At 64.7% G+C, this 18,023-nt stretch carries 8 protein-coding genes; 2 read left to right on the top strand and 6 right to left on the bottom strand.

The annotated features are described in order from the left end of the window. The first annotated feature begins 38 nt into the window (after positions 1 to 38). Both ABIB06_RS09900 and ABIB06_RS09895 read left to right on the top strand, forming a co-directional pair. Complete coding sequence (locus ABIB06_RS09900) at positions 39 to 671, top strand: TAXI family TRAP transporter solute-binding subunit (RefSeq protein ID WP_354069945.1); 633 nt, start codon at positions 39 to 41, stop codon at positions 669 to 671. A 621-nt stretch (positions 672 to 1,292) separates the two neighbouring features. Continuing rightward, positions 1,293 to 1,718 carry a hypothetical protein gene (locus ABIB06_RS09895; protein WP_354049433.1) on the top strand — a complete coding sequence of 142 codons (426 nt, stop codon included), beginning with the start codon at positions 1,293 to 1,295 and terminating at the stop codon, positions 1,716 to 1,718. Positions 1,719 to 1,789: 71 nt separating this feature from the next. On the opposite strand, the gene ABIB06_RS09890 is transcribed toward ABIB06_RS09895, so the two are convergent. The 6 genes from ABIB06_RS09890 to ABIB06_RS09865 all read right to left on the bottom strand — a co-directional run bounded on the left by ABIB06_RS09890 (position 1,790) and on the right by ABIB06_RS09865 (position 17,841). Beyond that, entirely contained in the window at positions 1,790 to 2,347 is a 558-nt protein-coding gene (locus ABIB06_RS09890) for a hypothetical protein (protein ID WP_354049432.1), read from the bottom strand. Between the two features lie 1,339 nt (positions 2,348 to 3,686). Next, positions 3,687 to 4,739: a M23 family metallopeptidase gene (locus tag ABIB06_RS09885; protein WP_354049431.1), complete on the bottom strand. Its 1,053-nt coding sequence runs from the start codon at positions 4,737 to 4,739 to the stop codon at positions 3,687 to 3,689. Positions 4,740 to 4,762: 23 nt separating this feature from the next. Then, positions 4,763 to 6,079 (bottom strand): HlyD family type I secretion periplasmic adaptor subunit, encoded by a 1,317-nt coding sequence (locus ABIB06_RS09880; RefSeq protein WP_354049430.1) that lies wholly within the window; start codon positions 6,077 to 6,079, stop codon positions 4,763 to 4,765. A gap of 44 nt (positions 6,080 to 6,123) precedes the next feature. After that, the gene (locus tag ABIB06_RS09875; protein ID WP_354069948.1) at positions 6,124 to 8,424 is read right to left on the bottom strand and encodes a cadherin-like domain-containing protein; all 2,301 of its coding nucleotides are present in this window, start codon (positions 8,422 to 8,424) and stop codon (positions 6,124 to 6,126) included. Between the two features lie 16 nt (positions 8,425 to 8,440). Beyond that, positions 8,441 to 10,156 carry a type I secretion system permease/ATPase gene (locus tag ABIB06_RS09870; protein ID WP_354049428.1) on the bottom strand — a complete coding sequence of 572 codons (1,716 nt, stop codon included), beginning with the start codon at positions 10,154 to 10,156 and terminating at the stop codon, positions 8,441 to 8,443. Positions 10,157 to 10,236: 80 nt separating this feature from the next. Continuing rightward, complete coding sequence (locus ABIB06_RS09865) at positions 10,237 to 17,841, bottom strand: peroxidase family protein (protein WP_354049427.1); 7,605 nt, start codon at positions 17,839 to 17,841, stop codon at positions 10,237 to 10,239. Between the last annotated feature and the right edge of the window lie 182 nt (positions 17,842 to 18,023).

Genomic DNA, 18,023 nt, shown 5'->3' with positions numbered 1-18,023 from the left:
AGAAGGGGGCTGATCCGGACCGAACAGGTTTTACAGCAATGAGCGTCTGCAGAGCGATTCGGATCGGCCTGTTTACCGCAGTGATCGCAACGGCTTGGATCGGCGAACTGGTCGATCGATGCGCGGCGCAGACGTCTCTGGCCGAGCCCGCGAAGGCGCCTCCGCGCAAGCAGAGCGCCGGCGGCGATAAGGGGGTGACGGTATCGAAGAGCCGCTACACGGCCGGATTGGTTACCGGCATGCCGCAAAGCACCGAATTCGCCATAGCCCAGGAAATAGCGACCATGCTGGCCACCGGTCAGGAGACCGGACCACACGGCGAAATGGCGTTGCGGGTGCTGCCACTAGTTGGAAACGGCGGCGTCCGCAACGTCGTCGACGTCCTTACCTTGGCGGGCGCCGACATGGCGATCGCGCCTGTCGTTCTGGTCGATCGCCTCCGGGACGCCAGGGCCCTTGGCGACATCCGCGATAAGCTAGTCTACATCACCGTTCTGTTTGGCGAAGAATTCCATCTGATCCCGCGGCCCGAAATCAAAACGCTGGCCGATCGTGCTAGCCGATCGCCAGTAAATCGACTTCGGATATTCCATAATGAAGGTTATTCGAAGAGCGGCGCGCGAGAAGAACGCAGGAGAATGATCCACGTCTCATCTGCTCCGATGGCCTGACGCCGGGTCTCAGCTTCCAAGTGGCGCGGCAACGATCAGCGACAAGCCTGGACGGCTACGCCGAGACCTGACCGCAAAACTGGCTGTCGCGCGCAAAGATCAGGATCGCGCCGATCGACAACGCCGCGGACGAGCAGGGTAGGATCGATCTCTAGTTCATAGTTATGGAATTTCGTACGACTAGTCGATTGGAAGAACAAACGTATTTTGTTTCGCATAACATAGATTATGGAATATATTCGGCAGATCCGCACCTGCAGATTTCAGATCTTCAAACCCAGATCTCGAAATCCCATGTGGAGACGCACATTCCGCTATGGCGCCAACACATCAATACGGTTCAATCGCGACTCAGTGACGAATGAGATCAAACCGATGAACTTCAAAGCGGCAGCCGCGATCGGCGCATACGAGCCTACCTTACATTGTCCGAACTGCAATCACGAAATTTGACTGACGGAGTCGCTTGCCGCGCCGCTGCTCGAGGAAACTCGCCGGCGCTTCCAGGAACAGCTCGCGGGAAAAGATGCTGAAGTCGCGCGCAAGACCGAGGCGCTCCGTCTGGAACGCGAACAGCTGACCAAAGACCGCGAGGCAATCGAGGACCAGGTCGCGAAACGATTGACGGCCGAACGCGAGCGGATTGTCGCTTCTGAAGCCAAGAAGGCCCGCGAAGCCTCTGCCGCGGAACTATCAGCGAAAATTAATGAGGCTGCCGAGCTCCGCCAGCTTCTGGAGGCGAATAACCGGAAGCTTGCCGAAGCCCAGCAGGCTCAGGCTGAACTTATTCGCAAGCAGCGCGCGTTGGACGATGAGAAGCGTGAGTTGGACTTGACCGTCGAAAAGCGCGTTCAAGCGTCCGTTGAAGCGGTCCAGGCCAAGGCCAGGCAGGAAGCCGACGATGCTGCCAGGCTTCGCGTTGCCGAAAAGGATCAAACGATCGAGTCGATGGCGCGCACGATCGAGGAACTCAAGCGCAAAGCGGAGCAGCCTTCGCCATCGAGGTTGAGTTCGGCCATGGATAGGGTTGACGCGCCGTTTACGTGAGCTTTCAACCTACTGATCTCATGGGTTGAATCGCAAGGCAAGCCCTTCCATCTTCCTATACCGCAACCTGTTCAGCACGCTCCCCTCTCGCCCCAGCCCCGGGACAGCCTCTGCTTTACGTCGTGGCGCGCCAACACCTTCTCGCAGAGCTCCCATCGTTCACCCTTCGGAACGACGTCGCCGGCGTACCGCAAATCGAACGCATTGGCCCCGGGCGCGGCGGTTGGTGTAGTTCTCAGGCCCTCCGCAATCCATTTTAGTCGTGTCGAAATGCTGGTCCAGCCATCGCCGTTCTTCCAGGAGATACAGGACTGCGTCGAACTTCGGGTCCGTGGGATGGGGTGACAGGAGTCGATGATGGTGTGAAGGTGTCGACGCTCCTCGTCGATCAGGCTCAGGCCCTCATCGCCCAGCTCGAGTTCGAGCTCCTCATGCTCCAGGGACCGGCCGGCGAGCAGCTTCTTGGCGGTAGCCAGGCCGCTGGCATAACTCGAGCACAGCCGCTGCAGCATCAGGCCGCGCATGAAGCCGGCCGACTTCTTCCGCTTCCTAAGCACCTTGGTGAACTTGTACGCCGTGTCGAACGCATGAGAGGTGCCGAACCCGAGGCCGCTGAACATCGGCGGCATGTGAGAGCCGTTAGTCGACGGGCCGGCTGTCTCCGGAAGCGAGCGCCCGGGTCGAGGAGGCGATCGACCTGGCCGAGGCCAGCAGCGCCCGCACCTGTGACGTGTCCGCGAGAGGGCGGTTCTCCGCAGTGGCGGCTGGCTGGCGACTCGCTGCGACTTGCACGCCGTCCCGCCGGACTACGCCCCGGATTCGAGAACATCCACATCAACAGGGGCGTAATCGGCCGCGAGCCCCGGATCACCTGCCGTCGCTACGCGCACGTCGAACATGTCGCCTCATTGGATTTTACCTCAGCGGAGAGAGTGGGACTCCCTTCCCCGATGCCGCGAAGGTACGAAAACCGCCGAAAAACAAGGATTCCTATAAGCGGTCGCATTTTGTGACCACCGCTGTGTACCACCGAGTGGACCGCTCGGACCGTCAATCTCGGTCGATTTCGAGGCATCTGGAGGCGGCACTTTGACACCTGGCCTAGCCCGGTTCTCGGATCCCGGCCGTCGTGGATTGCTGGTGGGTCAGGTTGACGAGCAGCGACCCGTCGAGCCCAGAAGCGGTGACGGTGCCGCCGCTGGGCAGGTTGAGCGAGGTGATGACAGGCCCGGACCATCAAGGCCCAGATAAGCCTTTTGCTCCTCCCGGCAAAAAATCGGGCCCTGTGGATACGGCGCGCTAAACAGGGCGCTGCCCCAGGAACTCCGCTGCGAGCGCTACGATATTGCAGCAAGCTGGGAGGTGGGATCCGGCAGCAGAAGCGGGCAAGCCGCAGCGCCGCGCGTTCGCATAGGCTACCGCCCCCACCTACGTGAGCAGGAATTCGGCCGAGCGGTCGCTGTCCCACCCTGCAACATCCGGATCTCGCTGTCCGAGCGCAGATCGGCCCGGCATGCGGTGCTCTCGTTCGGAAGGATGTCCCGATAGGACGATTGCGCAAGTTTCTGGTCAAAGCGACAGAGGGCTCTTCAGCGTGTGCTCCGTTGGTCGCTCGGACGTTCGGAAACTGCGGGATCGGCATCGGAGCCCCGGCCCCTGTCGTTGCGTTTGTGCAGGTCTCCGAGCCAAAGGATGGGTCCCCGCAGCTTTTCGCTGCGCTTGCAGTACCGGAAGCCGAACTGGCCAACAAAGCCCCTGAACGCATTTGTGAGGGCGACGAGCTTGATCCCCATGATCCGGAATTTTCTGGGGAGCCATCGGCCCGATTGTGTCGTGGATGCAGAGCGGCTCATTGCGCGTTCCTGGCGTCATAGAACCAAAAAACCACGAGCGCCGGATTATTCCGCGGTCGAAGAAATTTTGGGCGGGAGCTCTTCCAAGTGCGGTTAGTTCTCGCAGCGTATCGAGCTACCGTTCCCCCTCGCCTCGGATCAGGACCGATCGCGTGGCCGATGAGATCGTCTTCCCGCGCGAAACCATTTCGATTTGCAGTCCATACTCCCCTGCTCGCTGCGCGGACTTGCCTCCGGCATAGGCGATGTAGTTCGCCTTCCGTCTCTCGAGAGGTTTTGTTTCGATGTGCATCAGCGTTTTTCCGTCCGGGTCGACGATGCGCATTCTGAAAACAGTGTCGGCCTCGACGTTGATCGCCCAGACCCAAGCAATGACGGTTTGCGACGTCCTGGGCACGGCTGGTTCACCTTCGCGAACGAGGTTCGCAAGCTCGGGCGGAGCGCTTGTGAGCCCGACCAGCAGGATCGCGGAGGCCGACCCGGAAAGTGCATCCCGGACGGCCGGTTCGAAAAGGCTTCCTGCGGTTGCACCGCAGGCTTCTCGACCGATTCCAAGTGGCCGGCCCGTCAGGGGCTCGATCGGCTTGCCATCCCGTCGGACTGAGAGGTGCACATGCGGAAATTCGGCCAATCCGGATGCCCCGACCGACCCCAGGCGCTCGCCTTTCTTCACATGCGCTCCGGGCCTCACGAAGATGCTGCCTTCCTTGAGGTGGCAGTATTGCGAGGCCAGTCCCCCGGAATGCTCCACGAGAACGCCGTTACCGCATTCCTTTCCCGCGGTATCTTTGTCCTGCGCCCGGTCGTAGATGCGGTCTGGGATGCCGTCCCTTACGCGCGCGACCGTTCCGTCGGCAATTGCGATCACGGGCGTTTGGCGGTCGAAGTCCTTGAGCGTGCGGATGCGAATGTCCCAGCCGTCGTGCCCCTGGTACGTGGCGTTGCCGCAGAGCGGATCCAACGCCTGATCGCTTGGATCGACGTCGGGCATCTGTTGCACGAAGCAGTCCACGCCCAAGCGGCAGTCGACGGGCAGGCCTAGATCGGGCGACGAATGGTCGGCTGCGCGCGCCTGCGAGCTTGCGCCTGACAAAATCATGATCGCAAGCAACGCCGGCGCCAGCCTGTTTCGGCCACGCGCCGCGAAGGCGGGATTGATGTTGAACATTTTCGCAACAGGGAACAGGCGTTCTACTCCTCCCGGAAGGATTTCATCATCTGATCGGTAAACGGCTTTATCAGGTAGGAAAGCGCGGTCCTATCGCCGGTGGTGAGAAAAACCTCGACCGGCATGCCGGGCACGATCGGCTTGCCGGCCACTTGCCTTTGGCCACCCGCGATCGCGATGGTGCTGAGATAGTACGTCTGGCCGCTGGCCTGGTCCAGGCTGGCCGCCGCTCCGATCGTTTCGACCGTACCGGCCACCTCCGGCGTAGTCCGCTGGTTGAAGGAGGAGAACCTTAGGCGTGCCGGCTGTCCGGTCGCGGCCTGGTCGATGTCGGTCGGAGACAGTTTCGCTTCGACGACCAAGTCGGCGTTTTCGGGGACGATGGACATAAGCGTTTCCTTGGGGGAGATCACGCCGTTGACGGAATTGACCGCGAGCTCGTTGACGGTGCCGGAGATCGGCGAGCGGATCACCATGCGCGACAAACGGTCCAGCGACGCCACGATTCGTTCCTGAAGCTCCGCAAGTTTGCCATCCACCTCGCGCAGGTCCCGCTGGCCGTCGGTGCGCGCCTGCTGATCGAATTCGATGATCTTGATCCGCGACTCGCTGATCTGTCCTTTCACTCGCGCGATGTTGGCGTCGATCTCGCCCTTGAGGCCGTCGATCTTGACGAGATCGCGCTCCATGGTGCGGATCTTGCCGATTTCTATAAAACCCTTGTTGTAGAGCGGCGTCAGACGCTCGAGATCTTCCCTGACCATCTTGCGCTCGCTGGCGTTGGCCTCCTGTTGTGCCGTCAGCCCACGGACCTGCTCCTCGAATTGCGCGATCTGCAGCGACAACTGATCGCGCCTGGCCTCACGTACCGCCAAGTTCTCGTTGAAGAGCCGGATCTCGCCCCGCGCGATCTCCGCCGTGAACGGGTCGTGCTCGAACCGGGAATCGAACATGATGGAGGTGGCCCCGTCGCGCTCGGCCACATGCCGCGCCCTGCGGCCCTCGAGCTCCGCGCGCTGCCCCTTGAGTACGCCGAGTTCCGCCTTGGTCTGGGTCTCGTCGAGCCTGACGAGAATGTCGCCCGCCTTTACGGCGTCGCCATTGGCGACCAGGATCTCGCCCACGATGCCGCCGTCGCGGTGCTGGATCAGCTTGACCTGCTTCCTGACCGTGACCTTGCCTTGCGCGATTACGGCGCCGGTCAGCTCGGCATGCACCGCCCAGCCGCCGCACCCGCCGATAAGAGCGATGCCGAGAACGGCCGCCATCGCCACGCGCGAGCGGATGCCGAACGACTGGTCCGCAGCGCGTGCGGCCCTTTCCGTGGAATTTTGGTTCATCGCTCGAGCTCCGTTCTTAGAACCGGCACGCTGCCGTTTCACGTTCAGTGGTGCGCGTTCGTTTGCTGGGGGGCCGTGAAGACAAAACTGCTCTCGTCAAGATCGAGATTGCCGTCCAGCACGATCTCGAATTCGTGCTTCGCATCATCGTCGAGGTGGCCGAACACGATCGTGATCTCCTGGTCGGAGACAATTTCATGGCGGAAGCCGACGGCGCCCACCTCGTCGAACGTCGCCTGGTCGGCGCCGGCGAAGAACAGTTTTTTGCCGGAGAAATCGTCGAGTTCCTGTCCGACTCTGGACAGGTCGAGCCTGTCGCCGACACTGAAGTCCACGATGTGATCGCGCGGCCCGCCGTCGTTCTTCAGAGAAGCCAGGTCCTGAAAGACGAACGTGTCGTTGCCGTCGCCGCCCTCCATGATGTTCACATGGGCGTCGGCAACCAGGCGGTCGCGACCGTGGCCGCCCTGGACATTCTCGATCTCGAAAATCTGCGCGGTCTGCCCGTCGCAGATTTCGACGATGCCGTCGGGCAGGTCTACGTTCTCGTCGAACACGATTTGGGACAGATCCAGAGTGTCTTCGCCGTCCCCGCCGTGAATGACGTCGTGGCCAGCCTCGACGCCGAGAACGATCACGTCGTCCCCACAGCCGGCGTCGATGCAGTCGTTGCCGGCGCCACCCGCCAGCACGTCGTTGCCGGCGCCCCCGTCGAGATGGTCGTCGCCGGCGCCGCCCTGCAGGGAGTCGTCGCCGGCGCCGCCCGAGAGCACGTCGTCGCCGGTCCCGCCATCCAGGTCATCGTTGCCTAGCCCGCCCACGATGTGGTCGTCGCCGGCGTCTCCGCGTAGGGTGTCATTCCCGGCACCGCCGTCGATACGGTCGTTCCCTTCCCCGCCGTGGACCGTGTCGTCGCCGGCCCCGCCGACGATGCAATCGTTGCCCGCGCCGCCGAGCAGCACGTCGTCGCCGGCCCCGCCGACGATGCAATCGTTGCCCGCGCCGCCGAGCAGCACGTCGTTGCCGGCGCCGCCGTCGATATGGTCGTCGCCTTGCTCGCCCTCGATCCTGTCGTTCCCCACGTCGCCCTGGAGGGTGTCGTTTCCGGCGCCGCCCAGGATCGTGTCGTCGCCCTGCCCGCCGGACGCAAAGTCGTCGCCTTCGCCGCCCAGAATGAGATCATTCCCGTCCTCGCCGTAGAGGGTATCGTTGCCGGCTTCGCCGAACAGCGTGTCGCTCCCCGCCCCCCCGAAGATGACGTCGTTGCCCGGGCCTCCGAACAGGGTGTCGTTGCCGTCGCCGCCCACCAGTCGGTCGTTGCCCTCGCCCCCGTAGATCGTGTCGGCGCTTTCGCGACCGTAGACGATGTCATTGCCGGCGCCGGCATCGATCACGTCGACCAAGGGCGTTCCGATCAGGAAGTCGTCGCCCTCGGTGCCGTGGATCTCTTCGTCGGGTGCGGCATGCAGATTCGCGTGCGCCGCTTGGACGATGGAGGCGGTGCCGTCGGAGATGCGGTAGCTGAATTGGACCGGACCCACTTCGTCGTGCTCGGGCGTGTAGAGCCAACGGTCCGCTCCCAAGGCCTGTAGCGACCCGTGGTCGACCTGAAGGGCCTGCACCGAAAGCCGGTCGCCGTCCGGATCGCTGGCGCCGTTCAGCAGTTGGGCGAGCGAGATGATGAAGGCTTCATTGACGAGCCCACTGCCGAGATCGACCGCCCCTGCGCTCACCGGGGCATGGTTGACCCGCTTCGGCGGATCGGGGGGCGGGTCCTTGCTCGTCGGCGGCGGCTTTTTGGGCTCGTCGACGGGGGGCCTGGTGTGGTCGTCGGAAGACCCTCCCCCACCGCCACCACCGCCACCACCGCCTCCGCCGCCGCCAGCGGCCGGTGTCGCCTCCGGCGCCCTCGGCAGCGGATGCGCGGGAGCGGGCGCGTTTTGGTTGGCCGGGACCAGCGACAGACGCGGCTCCTCGGTCCTGGCAAATCTGAGCCTGTCCGGATCGACGGCCGGCTCGAACGCCTCGTTCATCGACACCGCCTGCAGTCCGAAGGCGCGGACGAGCTCGGACGATCCTGCGTTCCGCTCCGCGGCGATCGAAGGCGTAGACGACGTATCCGTTTCCGACTGTGTTGCCGGGTCCCCGGAGTCCGGCTTCGGCTGATGGGGCGCCTCCTCCTTGCCGCTGCCGAACACCTGTTTCAGCAGAAGTCCCCACGATGCGAGCAGTATCGCGGGCACGATGGAACTGACGCGAGACCGTTCGTCGATGAGCGCGAACCGACGCGCCGGCGCGTCGAGCGCGCTGCGGTCCGGAATTCCCAAGGACAGCCGTTCGTCCATAGCCACCTCCCGCTGATCAGGCCGTCGCTGCGGTCGGGAACGGGATCGGCGCCGCCGGCGCGCCGACCACCTTGTCCTTCGGTCCGAACGCAACCAGCTTGCCGCCCTGGACAACACCGACATAATCGACCGCCGCCAGCGCCTTCGGACGGTGCGCAATCACGATGACGATCCCGCCGCGCGCCTTGACGCCTTCGATGGCCTCGCCCAGCGCCGCTTCGCCTGGCGCGTCCAGGTTCGAGTTCGGCTCGTCGAGCACGACGAGGAAGGGATCGCCGTAGAGCGCGCGCGCCAAACCGATGCGCTGCCGCTGGCCGGCAGAGAGCGCCGTGCCCGAGGGCCCTAGTTCGGTCTGGTAGCCGTCCGGCATGCGCGTGACCATCTCGTGGATTCCGGCTGCCTTGGCCGCGGCGATGATCTTGCGGGCGTCGGGCTCGGTCTCGAACCGCGAGATGTTCTCGGCGATGCTGCCGTCGAGCAGCGAGACGTCCTGCGGCAGGTAGCCGATATGCTCGCCGAGGGCATCGGCGCGCCATTGGTCGAGATCCGCCTCGTCCAGCCGGACTTTGCCCCTGAGCAGCGGCCAAACGCCGACGAGACCTTTGGCCAAGGAGGTCTTGCCGCCACCGCTGGGCCCGATCAGGCCGAGCGCCTCGCCCGCATTGAGCTCGAAACCGACTTCGCCGACCAGCACCGTGCCGCTACCCGGCGCGACCACGGTGATGCCTTCGACCTTCAGGCTCGCGCAGGGTTTGGGAAGCGGCAGGATGTGGCTGCCATCTTCTGCCGCAGCGAGCGTCTGCTTCAGACGGTTGAAGCTGCGCCGCGCTGCAGCGATCACCTTCCAGTTGCCGGTGGCAGAATCGATCGGCGCCAGCGCCCGCGCCGAAGCCACCGAGCAGGCGATGATCGCGCCCGCCGAAAGCTCGCCCTTGATGGTGAGGAACGCGCCTAGCCCCAGCAGCGCCGATTGCAGCATCATGCGCATCACCTTGGCCATTCCGCCGAAGCTGCCGCTGATGTCGCTGGTTCGGGTCTGGAGCGCCAGATGGCGCGCATTGGCGGCTTCGAACCGGGCTACGGCGCGGCCGCCGAAGCCCATCGCCCGCAGGATGTCGGCGTTGCGGGCGTGCGAATCCGCCAGCGTGGAGCGCAGCACCGCCGCCTGGTGGGTCTCCCTGCCGGCCCGTCGGGTCAGCAGTTCGGTCGCGACGGTTAGCGACATCAGAACCACCGCGCCGGCCAGCGTGACCAGCCCCAGGACGGGATGGAGCAAATAGACGAAGCCGAGGAACAGCGGCATCCATGGCAGGTCGAAGAAGGCGATGGGGGCCTGGCTGCCCAGGAAGCCGCGCACGACATCGACGTCGCGGCCGCGCTCGAGCGCCTCGGAGGTGGAGTAGCCGTAGCGGGCCATCTCGATGACGACGTGGTGCGCCAAGGGCGCCAGCTTGGCGTCGAGGCGGGCCCCGAGGCGAACCAGGATCTGCGAGCGCAGGATGTCGAACATGCCCTGGAACAGATAGAGCCCGATGGCGAGCGCGGAGAGCGCCGCCAGGGTCGGGATGCTGTGGCTCGTCAGCGCCCGGTCGTAGATCTGCAGCATGTAGAACGAGCCGGTCAGCGCCAGCAAATTGATGATTCCGGACACTCCGAACAGGACAAGACCGATGCCCCGGTAGCTGCCGATCGGATTCTCTGTCGATTTCTTCCGCTTCGCGCTCTTGCCCATCGTGTCCTGCCCTTGCCCTTGGCTTCGGTGACGTCGTGCTCACCCGGGCGGCGGTTCGCCCGGGTGATGGTCGGTTGCGCCTAGTGCACGCCGTTGAAGTCGGCGGTCGTCAGCGCGTGGTTGCCGGCGCCGAGGTCGATCTTGAAGTCGGCCGCGGTGTCGCCGTTGGTGTTGCCGGAGACGAAGGTGTGCTCCGCGCCGTCCTTGACCTCTTGGGTGACGATCACCTGTCCGGCCGAGGTGAAGACGTTGCCGGCGAACAGCACGAAGGACTGGTTGCCAGCCGCCCCCGTGTTGGCGTCGATGGCCGACAGGTCGATCTTATCGCCGGGCTGGAAACCCTTGATGGTGTCGCCGTTGGCGTCGGCGGCGGAGCCGAACACGAAGGTGTCGTTGCCTCCGCCGCCGTCCATGACGTTCGCCGCCGAACTCGCCACGATGGTGTCGTTGCCGGAGCCGCCGATGAAGTCCTCGAACCCGAAGATCTGGTCGGTGCCGCTCTGGGCGCTGGCGACGCTGCCGTGCTGGCCGATGCCGTTGCCGAGATCGGCCGTGATGTTGGCGGAGATCGCCGAGTAGTCCAGCGTGTCTTCCTCGGTGTCGCCGAAGTAGGTGTCGTTGCCGTCGCCGACCGTCGCGATGATCCGGTCGCTGCCGGCGCCGCCGTAGACGGTGTCGTTGCCTGCACCGCCTTCCAGGGCGTCGTCACCCGCATCGCCGAACAGGCGGTCGTCGCCGGCGTCGCCCGTGATCAGGTCGCGTCCGGCGCCGCCGAAGAGATCGTCGTTGCCTTCGTTGCCGAACACCACGTCGTCGCCTGCACCGGCCTTCACCAGGTCGTCTCCGGCTCCGGCCTTCAGCGTATCGGCACCGTCGTTGCCGAGGATCACGTCGTCGCCGTCCAGACCACTGAGGACGTCGTCGCCGGCCGTCCCGACCATCACGTCGGCGGCTGCAGTTCCGATCTGGCCTTCGGCCATGCCCGGGTTGATCGCGGGCGGCATCGTCGGAATCGGCGTGCCGGCACCGTCTTGTCCGTCGTGTTGATGGTCGCCCGGCGAACAATGTTGGTCGTCCTCGGAGCCCCCGCCTTGTCCGTCGTCGGAGCCGCCTTGGCCGCCGCTATCGCCGGTCCCGCCTTGGTCGCCCGGAGGCTGTCCGGTCTGGGTGTCGACCACGTCCTGCGGCCGCAGGGTGCCGGTGACCTGGTCGTCGCCTCCGCCTCCGTGGAACACGATGCGGTGGTCCGAGGTCAAGCCGGAGATGTCGACGGTGTCGGCGCCCGCGCCCCCGTTCACCGTGATCGTGCTGTAGTTCAGGCTGGTGCCGGTGAAGTTGCCGATGATGGAGACCGTGTCGCCGGCGACCGTGCCGCCGTCGAGGCCACCGTTGTTGTTGTTGGCGGTGACGTCGAGGGAGTTAATCGTGATCTCCTCGATGTTGTCGAGTTCCGCGATCACCGTCCCGTTGCGGGCGACGACGATCTCGGTGCCGGCATGCAGGCCCGTGAAGCCGGCATGCGCCGCGCTGCTGCCCGTGCCTGGACCGGCACCGTCCCAGTCGTCGGTGTTGGAGTAGATGGCGAAGGATTCCGCCGTGTTGTTGCCGGTGACCGTGAAGCGGTCGCCCGCCGCGCCGTTGGCGCCACCGTCGACGAAGTCGCGGCCGTCCGGCAGTTCGGGAATGATGGTGATGTTGCCGAATTTGACCGGATTGGTCACCGACCAGCCGATGCTGTCGTCGCCACCGCCCGCAAAGACCGTGTCGTCGCCGCGTCCGCCGGTGAGGACGTCGTTGGCCGCGCTTCCGACCAGGATGTCGTTGCCGCTCGACCCGTTGATCGTCGTGCCGTTGACCGCGGTCACTGTGACCGTGGCCGAGGCCGGTGCGACGCCGTCATTCACCGTATAGGAGAACGAGCCGCCGTTCGGCCTTGCCGGGTTGCCGCTCGTTCCGCTGTCGGTGACGGTGACCGCGCCAGCGGCATGGACCGCCGAGAGGCTGTTGAAGGAGCCGACCCCGGTGATCGCCAGCGCGTTGGGCCCATCCGTGTCGCTGTCGTTGGCGAGCAACGCCCAGTCCGGCACCACGATGCCGTTCGCGACGTTGCCGACGTTGGTGTAGACGTGGTCGGCGCCTACGCTCGGCGGATCGTTGACCGGAGTCACGTGGATAGTCGTGGTTGCGACGTTGCTGTCGGCCAAGCCGTCATTGACGGTGACGTGCACGATGCGGTCCGCATTGGTCGGGTTGTTGGAGTTGCTGGAGAACGTGATCGCCTGGATCGCGTTCTGGTAGGCCGCGATCGAGGCCTTGCCCGTCAGGCTGACGGTGATCTGCCCGGCAACGGAATTGTCGACCGAGCTCGCGATACCGTCGCCGGCGATGTCGTTCGCGTTGAGCGTGTCACCCGCGACCCTGCCGGTCAGGACGACCTTCGCGGACATCAGCTGCGTGCCGTCGTCGACGATTCCCGGATGGTTGGCGATGCCGACGGCATTTCCGTTCTCCGTGAACGTCGCGACGTAGTCGGTGCTCGGAGCCGCCGCGGGCCTGACGTAGTCGACGGAGATGTTGTCGATCGAGATGGTGCCGTTGTTGGCGCTGTTGCCCGTGTTGGTGGCCGAGCTGACCACCTCGAACCGGAGAGCGGCGTTGGCGGTCACCGTCTCGCCGGCGTTCAGGGACGCGAGAAGATCGGCGGAGAACGTATGGGTGCCGAAGCCGGCCGCATTGGTGATGGTCCCGAGTTCGTGGAACGCCGGCGTCGCCGCCGTGGCATCCGCGGTGAAGAGGACGCGGACGAAGTCGCCGTTGTCGAAGCTGTTCTGGTTGTAGGTGAAGGCAAGCTTCGCCTCCACGACCCCGGCAAGGTTCACCACCCGCTGGACAGTGGCCCCGTCGGCGTTGTCCGTGAACTGCAACTGCTGCGAGCCCACGCGAATCTGTCCCGCGGCGGCGTTGCCGTTGACCGCGCCGTTGAAGTTGTCGCCGGTTTCGCTCCAATTGCCGGTCCAGTTCGAGCCGCCGGCGTAGGTACTGGAGGCGAAGTTGTCGGCTGCGGCGCCGGGATCGAAGGCGTGAAGCTTCAGGTTCGGGGGCGTGTTGATCAGCGAGAAGTCCTGGTCGGCGAAGCGCAGCAGCTCCACACCCACGACCAAGTCGGTGCCGTCGGTGACGATCGGCGCCCCGTTGGCGTCGACGCCGTTCGGATCCCGGAGGTCTGTCACCTTGTAGGCCGTGACCGTCCCCTCATGGGCGCTCTGGAATGAGATGGGGTCGATGCGATAGTCGGCGTAGTTGCCGGTAAAGACCGCGATGTCCGGTTTGGCCAGCGTACTGGCGTCCGTCCCGCCGTCACCGAGCATGTTGTCCTTGAAGAATTGAGTGCGCAGCATTTCGGTGAAATGCTTGTCGAACACCTGTGTGCCCAGCGCGGCGTTGTCGAGCAGTCCGGCGCCAAGGGTATCGTCGTATGCGACGCGATGCGAGGCTCCCTGATAGCGGGCGTCCTGCAGCCGCAACGCCTCCGTTGAGCCGTCGTTGTTGTTGTTGTGATCATAGGTCGAGGCGATCTCGCTGCCCTGCGCGTCGTGCCCCTGGATGTACTGGCCGATCAGGGTGTCGAGCCGGACCGAGCCGCCGACGATAACGTCGTTGCCCGCGTCGCCGGTCAGCAGATCGGCGCCGGAGCCGCCCACCACCCAGTTGTCGCCCGAGTCGCCGCCCAGATTGTCGTCGGACACGCTGCCGACCAGGCCTTCGAGCTCGAACGCCGCCGGGACCGACTGCGCGCTGTTGACGGCGGCCAGCGGGTTCGCCTGCATATCGAGGTCGTAGGTGACGCCGACGGGGCGGGCGTGCTGCAGACTGAAGTCCATGATGTCGAAACCGATCGTGCCGGGAGTATTACCCTCGTCGGTGACGCCATCCCCGCCCAGGACTTCGTCCGGTCCCGTACTCAGGGCCTGGGCGATGTCGCCGACCTTGAACCAGTCGTCGCCTGCCTGGCCGAAGGAGATGTCGACGTCGGTGCCGTCGAGCAGCATGTCGTCGCCGTTGCTGCCGTACAGCATGTCCGTGCCAGAGCCGCCGTCGAGGTAGTCGTTGCCGTCGTTGCCTTCGAAGAACGGGTCAGTGTCCTGTTCGCCGTACATGACGTCGTCGCCGGTACCGCCGAACAGCTTGTCGATGCCGAGGCCGCCGTTGATGTAGTCGTTACCGGCGCCGCCGATGACCTGGTCGAGGCCGTTGATGTCGGTGCCGCTCGATTCGCCGTACAGGAAGTCGTCGCCGGCGCCGCCGTCGATCAGATCGGGGTTGTCGCCGCCGTAGATTGTGTCGGAACCCCCGCCACCGTATAGGCGGTCGATGCCGTAGCTGCCGTAGATCCTGTCATTGCCGTCTTCGCCGTAGACGGTGTCGTCGCCGCCTTGGGCGTAGATCAGGTCGGCACCCTTCGAGCCGACTATGATCTCGTTGGATTCGGCGCCGGAATTGGGCGTGCCGTCGAGATTGACGAAGCCGTTCTGCCCGTAGGCGCTGTTGGGATCGGTGTCAGCCAGGCGCGTGTCCTGGATGTAGTGCACGCCGCCGATGACGACTTCGTGGCCGTCGTTCAGGTTGCCGCGACCACCGTTCGAGTAGATGCCGATCGTTCCGGCGTCGACCGCGGCAATGTCGCCGTATTTGTGCTCGTTGCCGGTCGTCAGGTATTCAATCTGTCCGGGAGCCAACACTTCCTTGTGGGCGCCGAGGTCGACGTACTGGTCGGCGTATCCGAAGATGTTGCCGTTGAGGTGAGTCAGGCCGGTGGTGCGTTCGACCATGTCCTTCAGCTGGGCGTTGACGATCTCGGTGCCGAACTGGACGCCGAACAGGCGGTAGAGATAGTAGAAGCGGTCGCCGTCCATCAGCTTCTCGATCTGATCGACGAAGATGCGGTCGAAGGTCTCGCCAAGCAGGCCGCCCGGCTGGTGGACTTCGGCCAGCCCGCCGAGCCAGGTATCGATCTGGTTGAAGGCGAGCGTGCCGACGCCGCCGGCGGCTTCGTCGCCATTCATGAAGCCATAGGCCTGATCGAGCGAGATGCCGAGCGTGCCGGCCGCGACGCTGCCGTCGACGATTCCGACGATGGTGTTAGCCTTGTCCAGGTCACCGTCGAAGGCGTAGGCGGCGATGAAGTTGGCCAGCGAGCTCGGGTGCTGCATGTTTTGGCCGAAATCGTTCCAGCTGGTGTATTCCGAATAGCCCAGCATGTGGCGCACCTCATTCAAGGTCGGCATGCCTACATCGCGGCCTCGGGCGATGTTGATCGCGGCGAGGTCGAGCGGTTGATCGAGCAGACCCTGGTTGAGCGCCGGGGTGACGAACTCGTCGACCTCGTTCATCTGCTGGTGCGTCATGCCGAGGACGATCGCCGAAGGTCCGACGTCGGCGAACTTGTCCGGGGCCAGGAAGGCCGCCTTCAGGGCATACCCCATGATCTTGCCGGTCAGGCCGCCGGACGGATCGATGGTATCGATCGTTTCGCGCAGGGTGGAGTGGCCGAAGCGGAAGGCGGCCTGGGAGTATTCAAGGGAGATCGCGGAGTCGACCTCCGTCGAGTAGGCGCCGAACTCCTGGATGTTGGGGGAGACGTTGCGTGCGTACTGGTCGACTGCGGCGTGCTGGTACTCCATTTCGACGACCAGCTTGGCCCCTTCGAACATCTTGTCCTGGTTCCAGGAAATGTTGCCGGTGGCGTCCAGGTAGTCGCCGGCGGCGTTCATGCCGTGCCCGGTGTCGATCTGGAAGCCGTGCAGCGCGGCGTGGGTCGCGTCGCCCGAGACCACGTCCTGCGTGTGCAGCGCCTCGATGATGTTCTGGATCTGGTAGTTGTGCTCTTCGTGGAACACGTGGTGGATCGAGGTGAGACCGAAATTCTCGTTCACGCGCCCGTCGCCGGCTACGTAATGGTCTCCGACCGATGCCATCAGGATCTCGCCCACGGCCTCGTGCAGCGCCCCGGCCGGGCTCGTGATGCTGAAGTCTGCGAAGTTGACGAAGGGAAAGAGCGCGTTGGCGCCGTCCAGCGTGTGCGGCGTTCCCGCCGGTGCGCCGGCGGGAAGGTTCTCCATGAACAGCGTCAGCTTGTGCGTGGTCGCATCGACCCCGAAGCTGGATCCCGCGCCGTAGGTGGTCTTGACGTAGCCGTCGATGGTCGAGATCGCCGCAGCCACCTTGGCGGACTGCCCCGGCGTGCCGTAGCTCGCCTCTCCGGCGTCCTGCGCGCCGTTGGCGTTCTTGTCGTAGAATCCGGCCATGTGGCCGGCGTCGAAGCGCGGGTTCATGTCGAGCAGCAGTGCCGAGCCGCTGGTGCCGGCGATGACGTGGCCTGAGGCGTCGCGGTTGCGCAGGTCGTTGACGTCCTCCCAGGTCAGCGCGTCTCGTCCGGTGGTGTCGACATGGGCGCGCAATTCGTCGAGCGTCGGTAGCGTCTGGTGGGTCGAGACCCCGTCCGCCCTGGTCCAGGCGGTCTCAAGCGTCTGCCCGTCGAACAGGTTCATGCCTGCGTGGTACTGTCCCGTGGCCGGGTCCTTGACCCATTCTCTCAGGAGGGTGGTGAGCTGCTCGTGGGAGCCGTAGGTCTGGCTCTGATCGATGAAGGGAGAGGTGTGGTTGACGTATTCCGGGCCGTTGGCGTCGACGGTCTGGACGGTGGCGCGGTTGATGGTGATTTCGTGCACCGGCTGCCCGTCCGGTCCCAGCATGCCGTACAGCGGATCGTCGCTGGCGAGTGCGATCTTGATGGTCTGGCCCGAAGCCTTGCCGATGAAGTCCAAGCCATGGTCGAAGAACTGGCCGAACAGCACGAAGAAGCCGTTCGAGGGCGACACGCCGGGATTGAGCCCGCCGATGAAATGGTCGTTCTGGCCGGCCGAGGCCGCAAGCCGTGCCTGGGTGTCGACTTGGCCGAGCCCGCCGTCAGCCACAGTTGCGAGCTGGCCCCAGTCGAGCACCTTGGCGGTGCCGGTCGCCGGGTCGTAGTAGATTTCGTTCGGTTGGTGCGAGGATGCTCCGGCGTCGCCCTGGTGGTTTGCCCAGGTGTCGAAGGCGACACCCGCCGTCGTCGTCGTCAGGCTGATCATGCGGGGCGTATAGTCGACGACGTTCGGCAGATCGATCTTGATGCCGTCGGCCGCGGTCTGGGCGCCGGCCGGATCCGCCTTGACGGCGTAGTCGCCGTTGAGTGCCGGGTTGAAACCGCCGGTCGCGGCGCTGTAGGAGGAGTAGTAGGTCTTGGCGGCCGCGTAGGCGCGGTCGGCGACCGCCTGCATCACGGACGAATAGCCGGCGTAGTCGGCGGCCCCCGAGCGGGTGAAGATCTGGTCGACCGCGCCGAAGGTGGCGTTGATGAGCGAGAGGTTGTTGTTGAGGCCGCTGGGATCCCGCAGGCCGGCGAAGTCGAATTCGGAATAGTAGGATTGTCCCCACTGCGCGATGGCAGCCGTCGATGTCGCGTCGCCGGCGACGGTCCCGCCGCTGCCGATGAGATTGCCGTGCGAGTCGTATACCGCACCCGTGCCGTCCCAAAGGATGATGGCGTTGCCCGCCGCATCGAACAGCGGGCGGAAGTTGACCTGGCTGAGAATGAAGTCGATGTCGCTCTGATCGATTACGAACGGCTTGAGATAATTCGCCATGATCCACTCCTGCCAAGGTCCATGGAGACCGGACGGCCGGATCTCCCACATTGCAAAAGCATGTCGAGTCGTGCGTGGGCGCGGTAGGGCAGAAGGTCGAGCGAAAACTTCCGTCGATGGTCGGATGGGTCGCGGGCGACCAAAGTCCCTTGCTTCCGACTTTAGTCCGAAGCCAGATCGGT

Source organism: Bradyrhizobium sp. LB8.2 (assembly GCF_040548035.1).
Lineage (GTDB): Bacteria > Pseudomonadota > Alphaproteobacteria > Rhizobiales > Xanthobacteraceae > Bradyrhizobium.
The sequence above is the reverse complement of the archived record's forward strand: the minus strand, read 5'-3'. Positions and strand labels throughout refer to the sequence as shown.

What these genes read in the sequence shown, in the direction of transcription:
- ABIB06_RS09900 (WP_354069945.1), top strand. Translation starts at nt 39, where the DNA reads ATGAGCGTCTGCAGAGCGATTCGGATCGGCCTGTTTACCGCAGTGATC.
- ABIB06_RS09890 (WP_354049432.1), bottom strand. Translation starts at nt 2,347, where the DNA reads ATGCCGCCGATGTTCAGCGGCCTCGGGTTCGGCACCTCTCATGCGTTC.
- ABIB06_RS09885 (WP_354049431.1), bottom strand. Translation starts at nt 4,739, where the DNA reads ATGTTCAACATCAATCCCGCCTTCGCGGCGCGTGGCCGAAACAGGCTG.
- ABIB06_RS09880 (WP_354049430.1), bottom strand. Translation starts at nt 6,079, where the DNA reads ATGAACCAAAATTCCACGGAAAGGGCCGCACGCGCTGCGGACCAGTCG.
- ABIB06_RS09875 (WP_354069948.1), bottom strand. Translation starts at nt 8,424, where the DNA reads ATGGACGAACGGCTGTCCTTGGGAATTCCGGACCGCAGCGCGCTCGAC.
- ABIB06_RS09870 (WP_354049428.1), bottom strand. Translation starts at nt 10,156, where the DNA reads ATGGGCAAGAGCGCGAAGCGGAAGAAATCGACAGAGAATCCGATCGGC.
- ABIB06_RS09865 (WP_354049427.1), bottom strand. Translation starts at nt 17,841, where the DNA reads ATGGCGAATTATCTCAAGCCGTTCGTAATCGATCAGAGCGACATCGAC.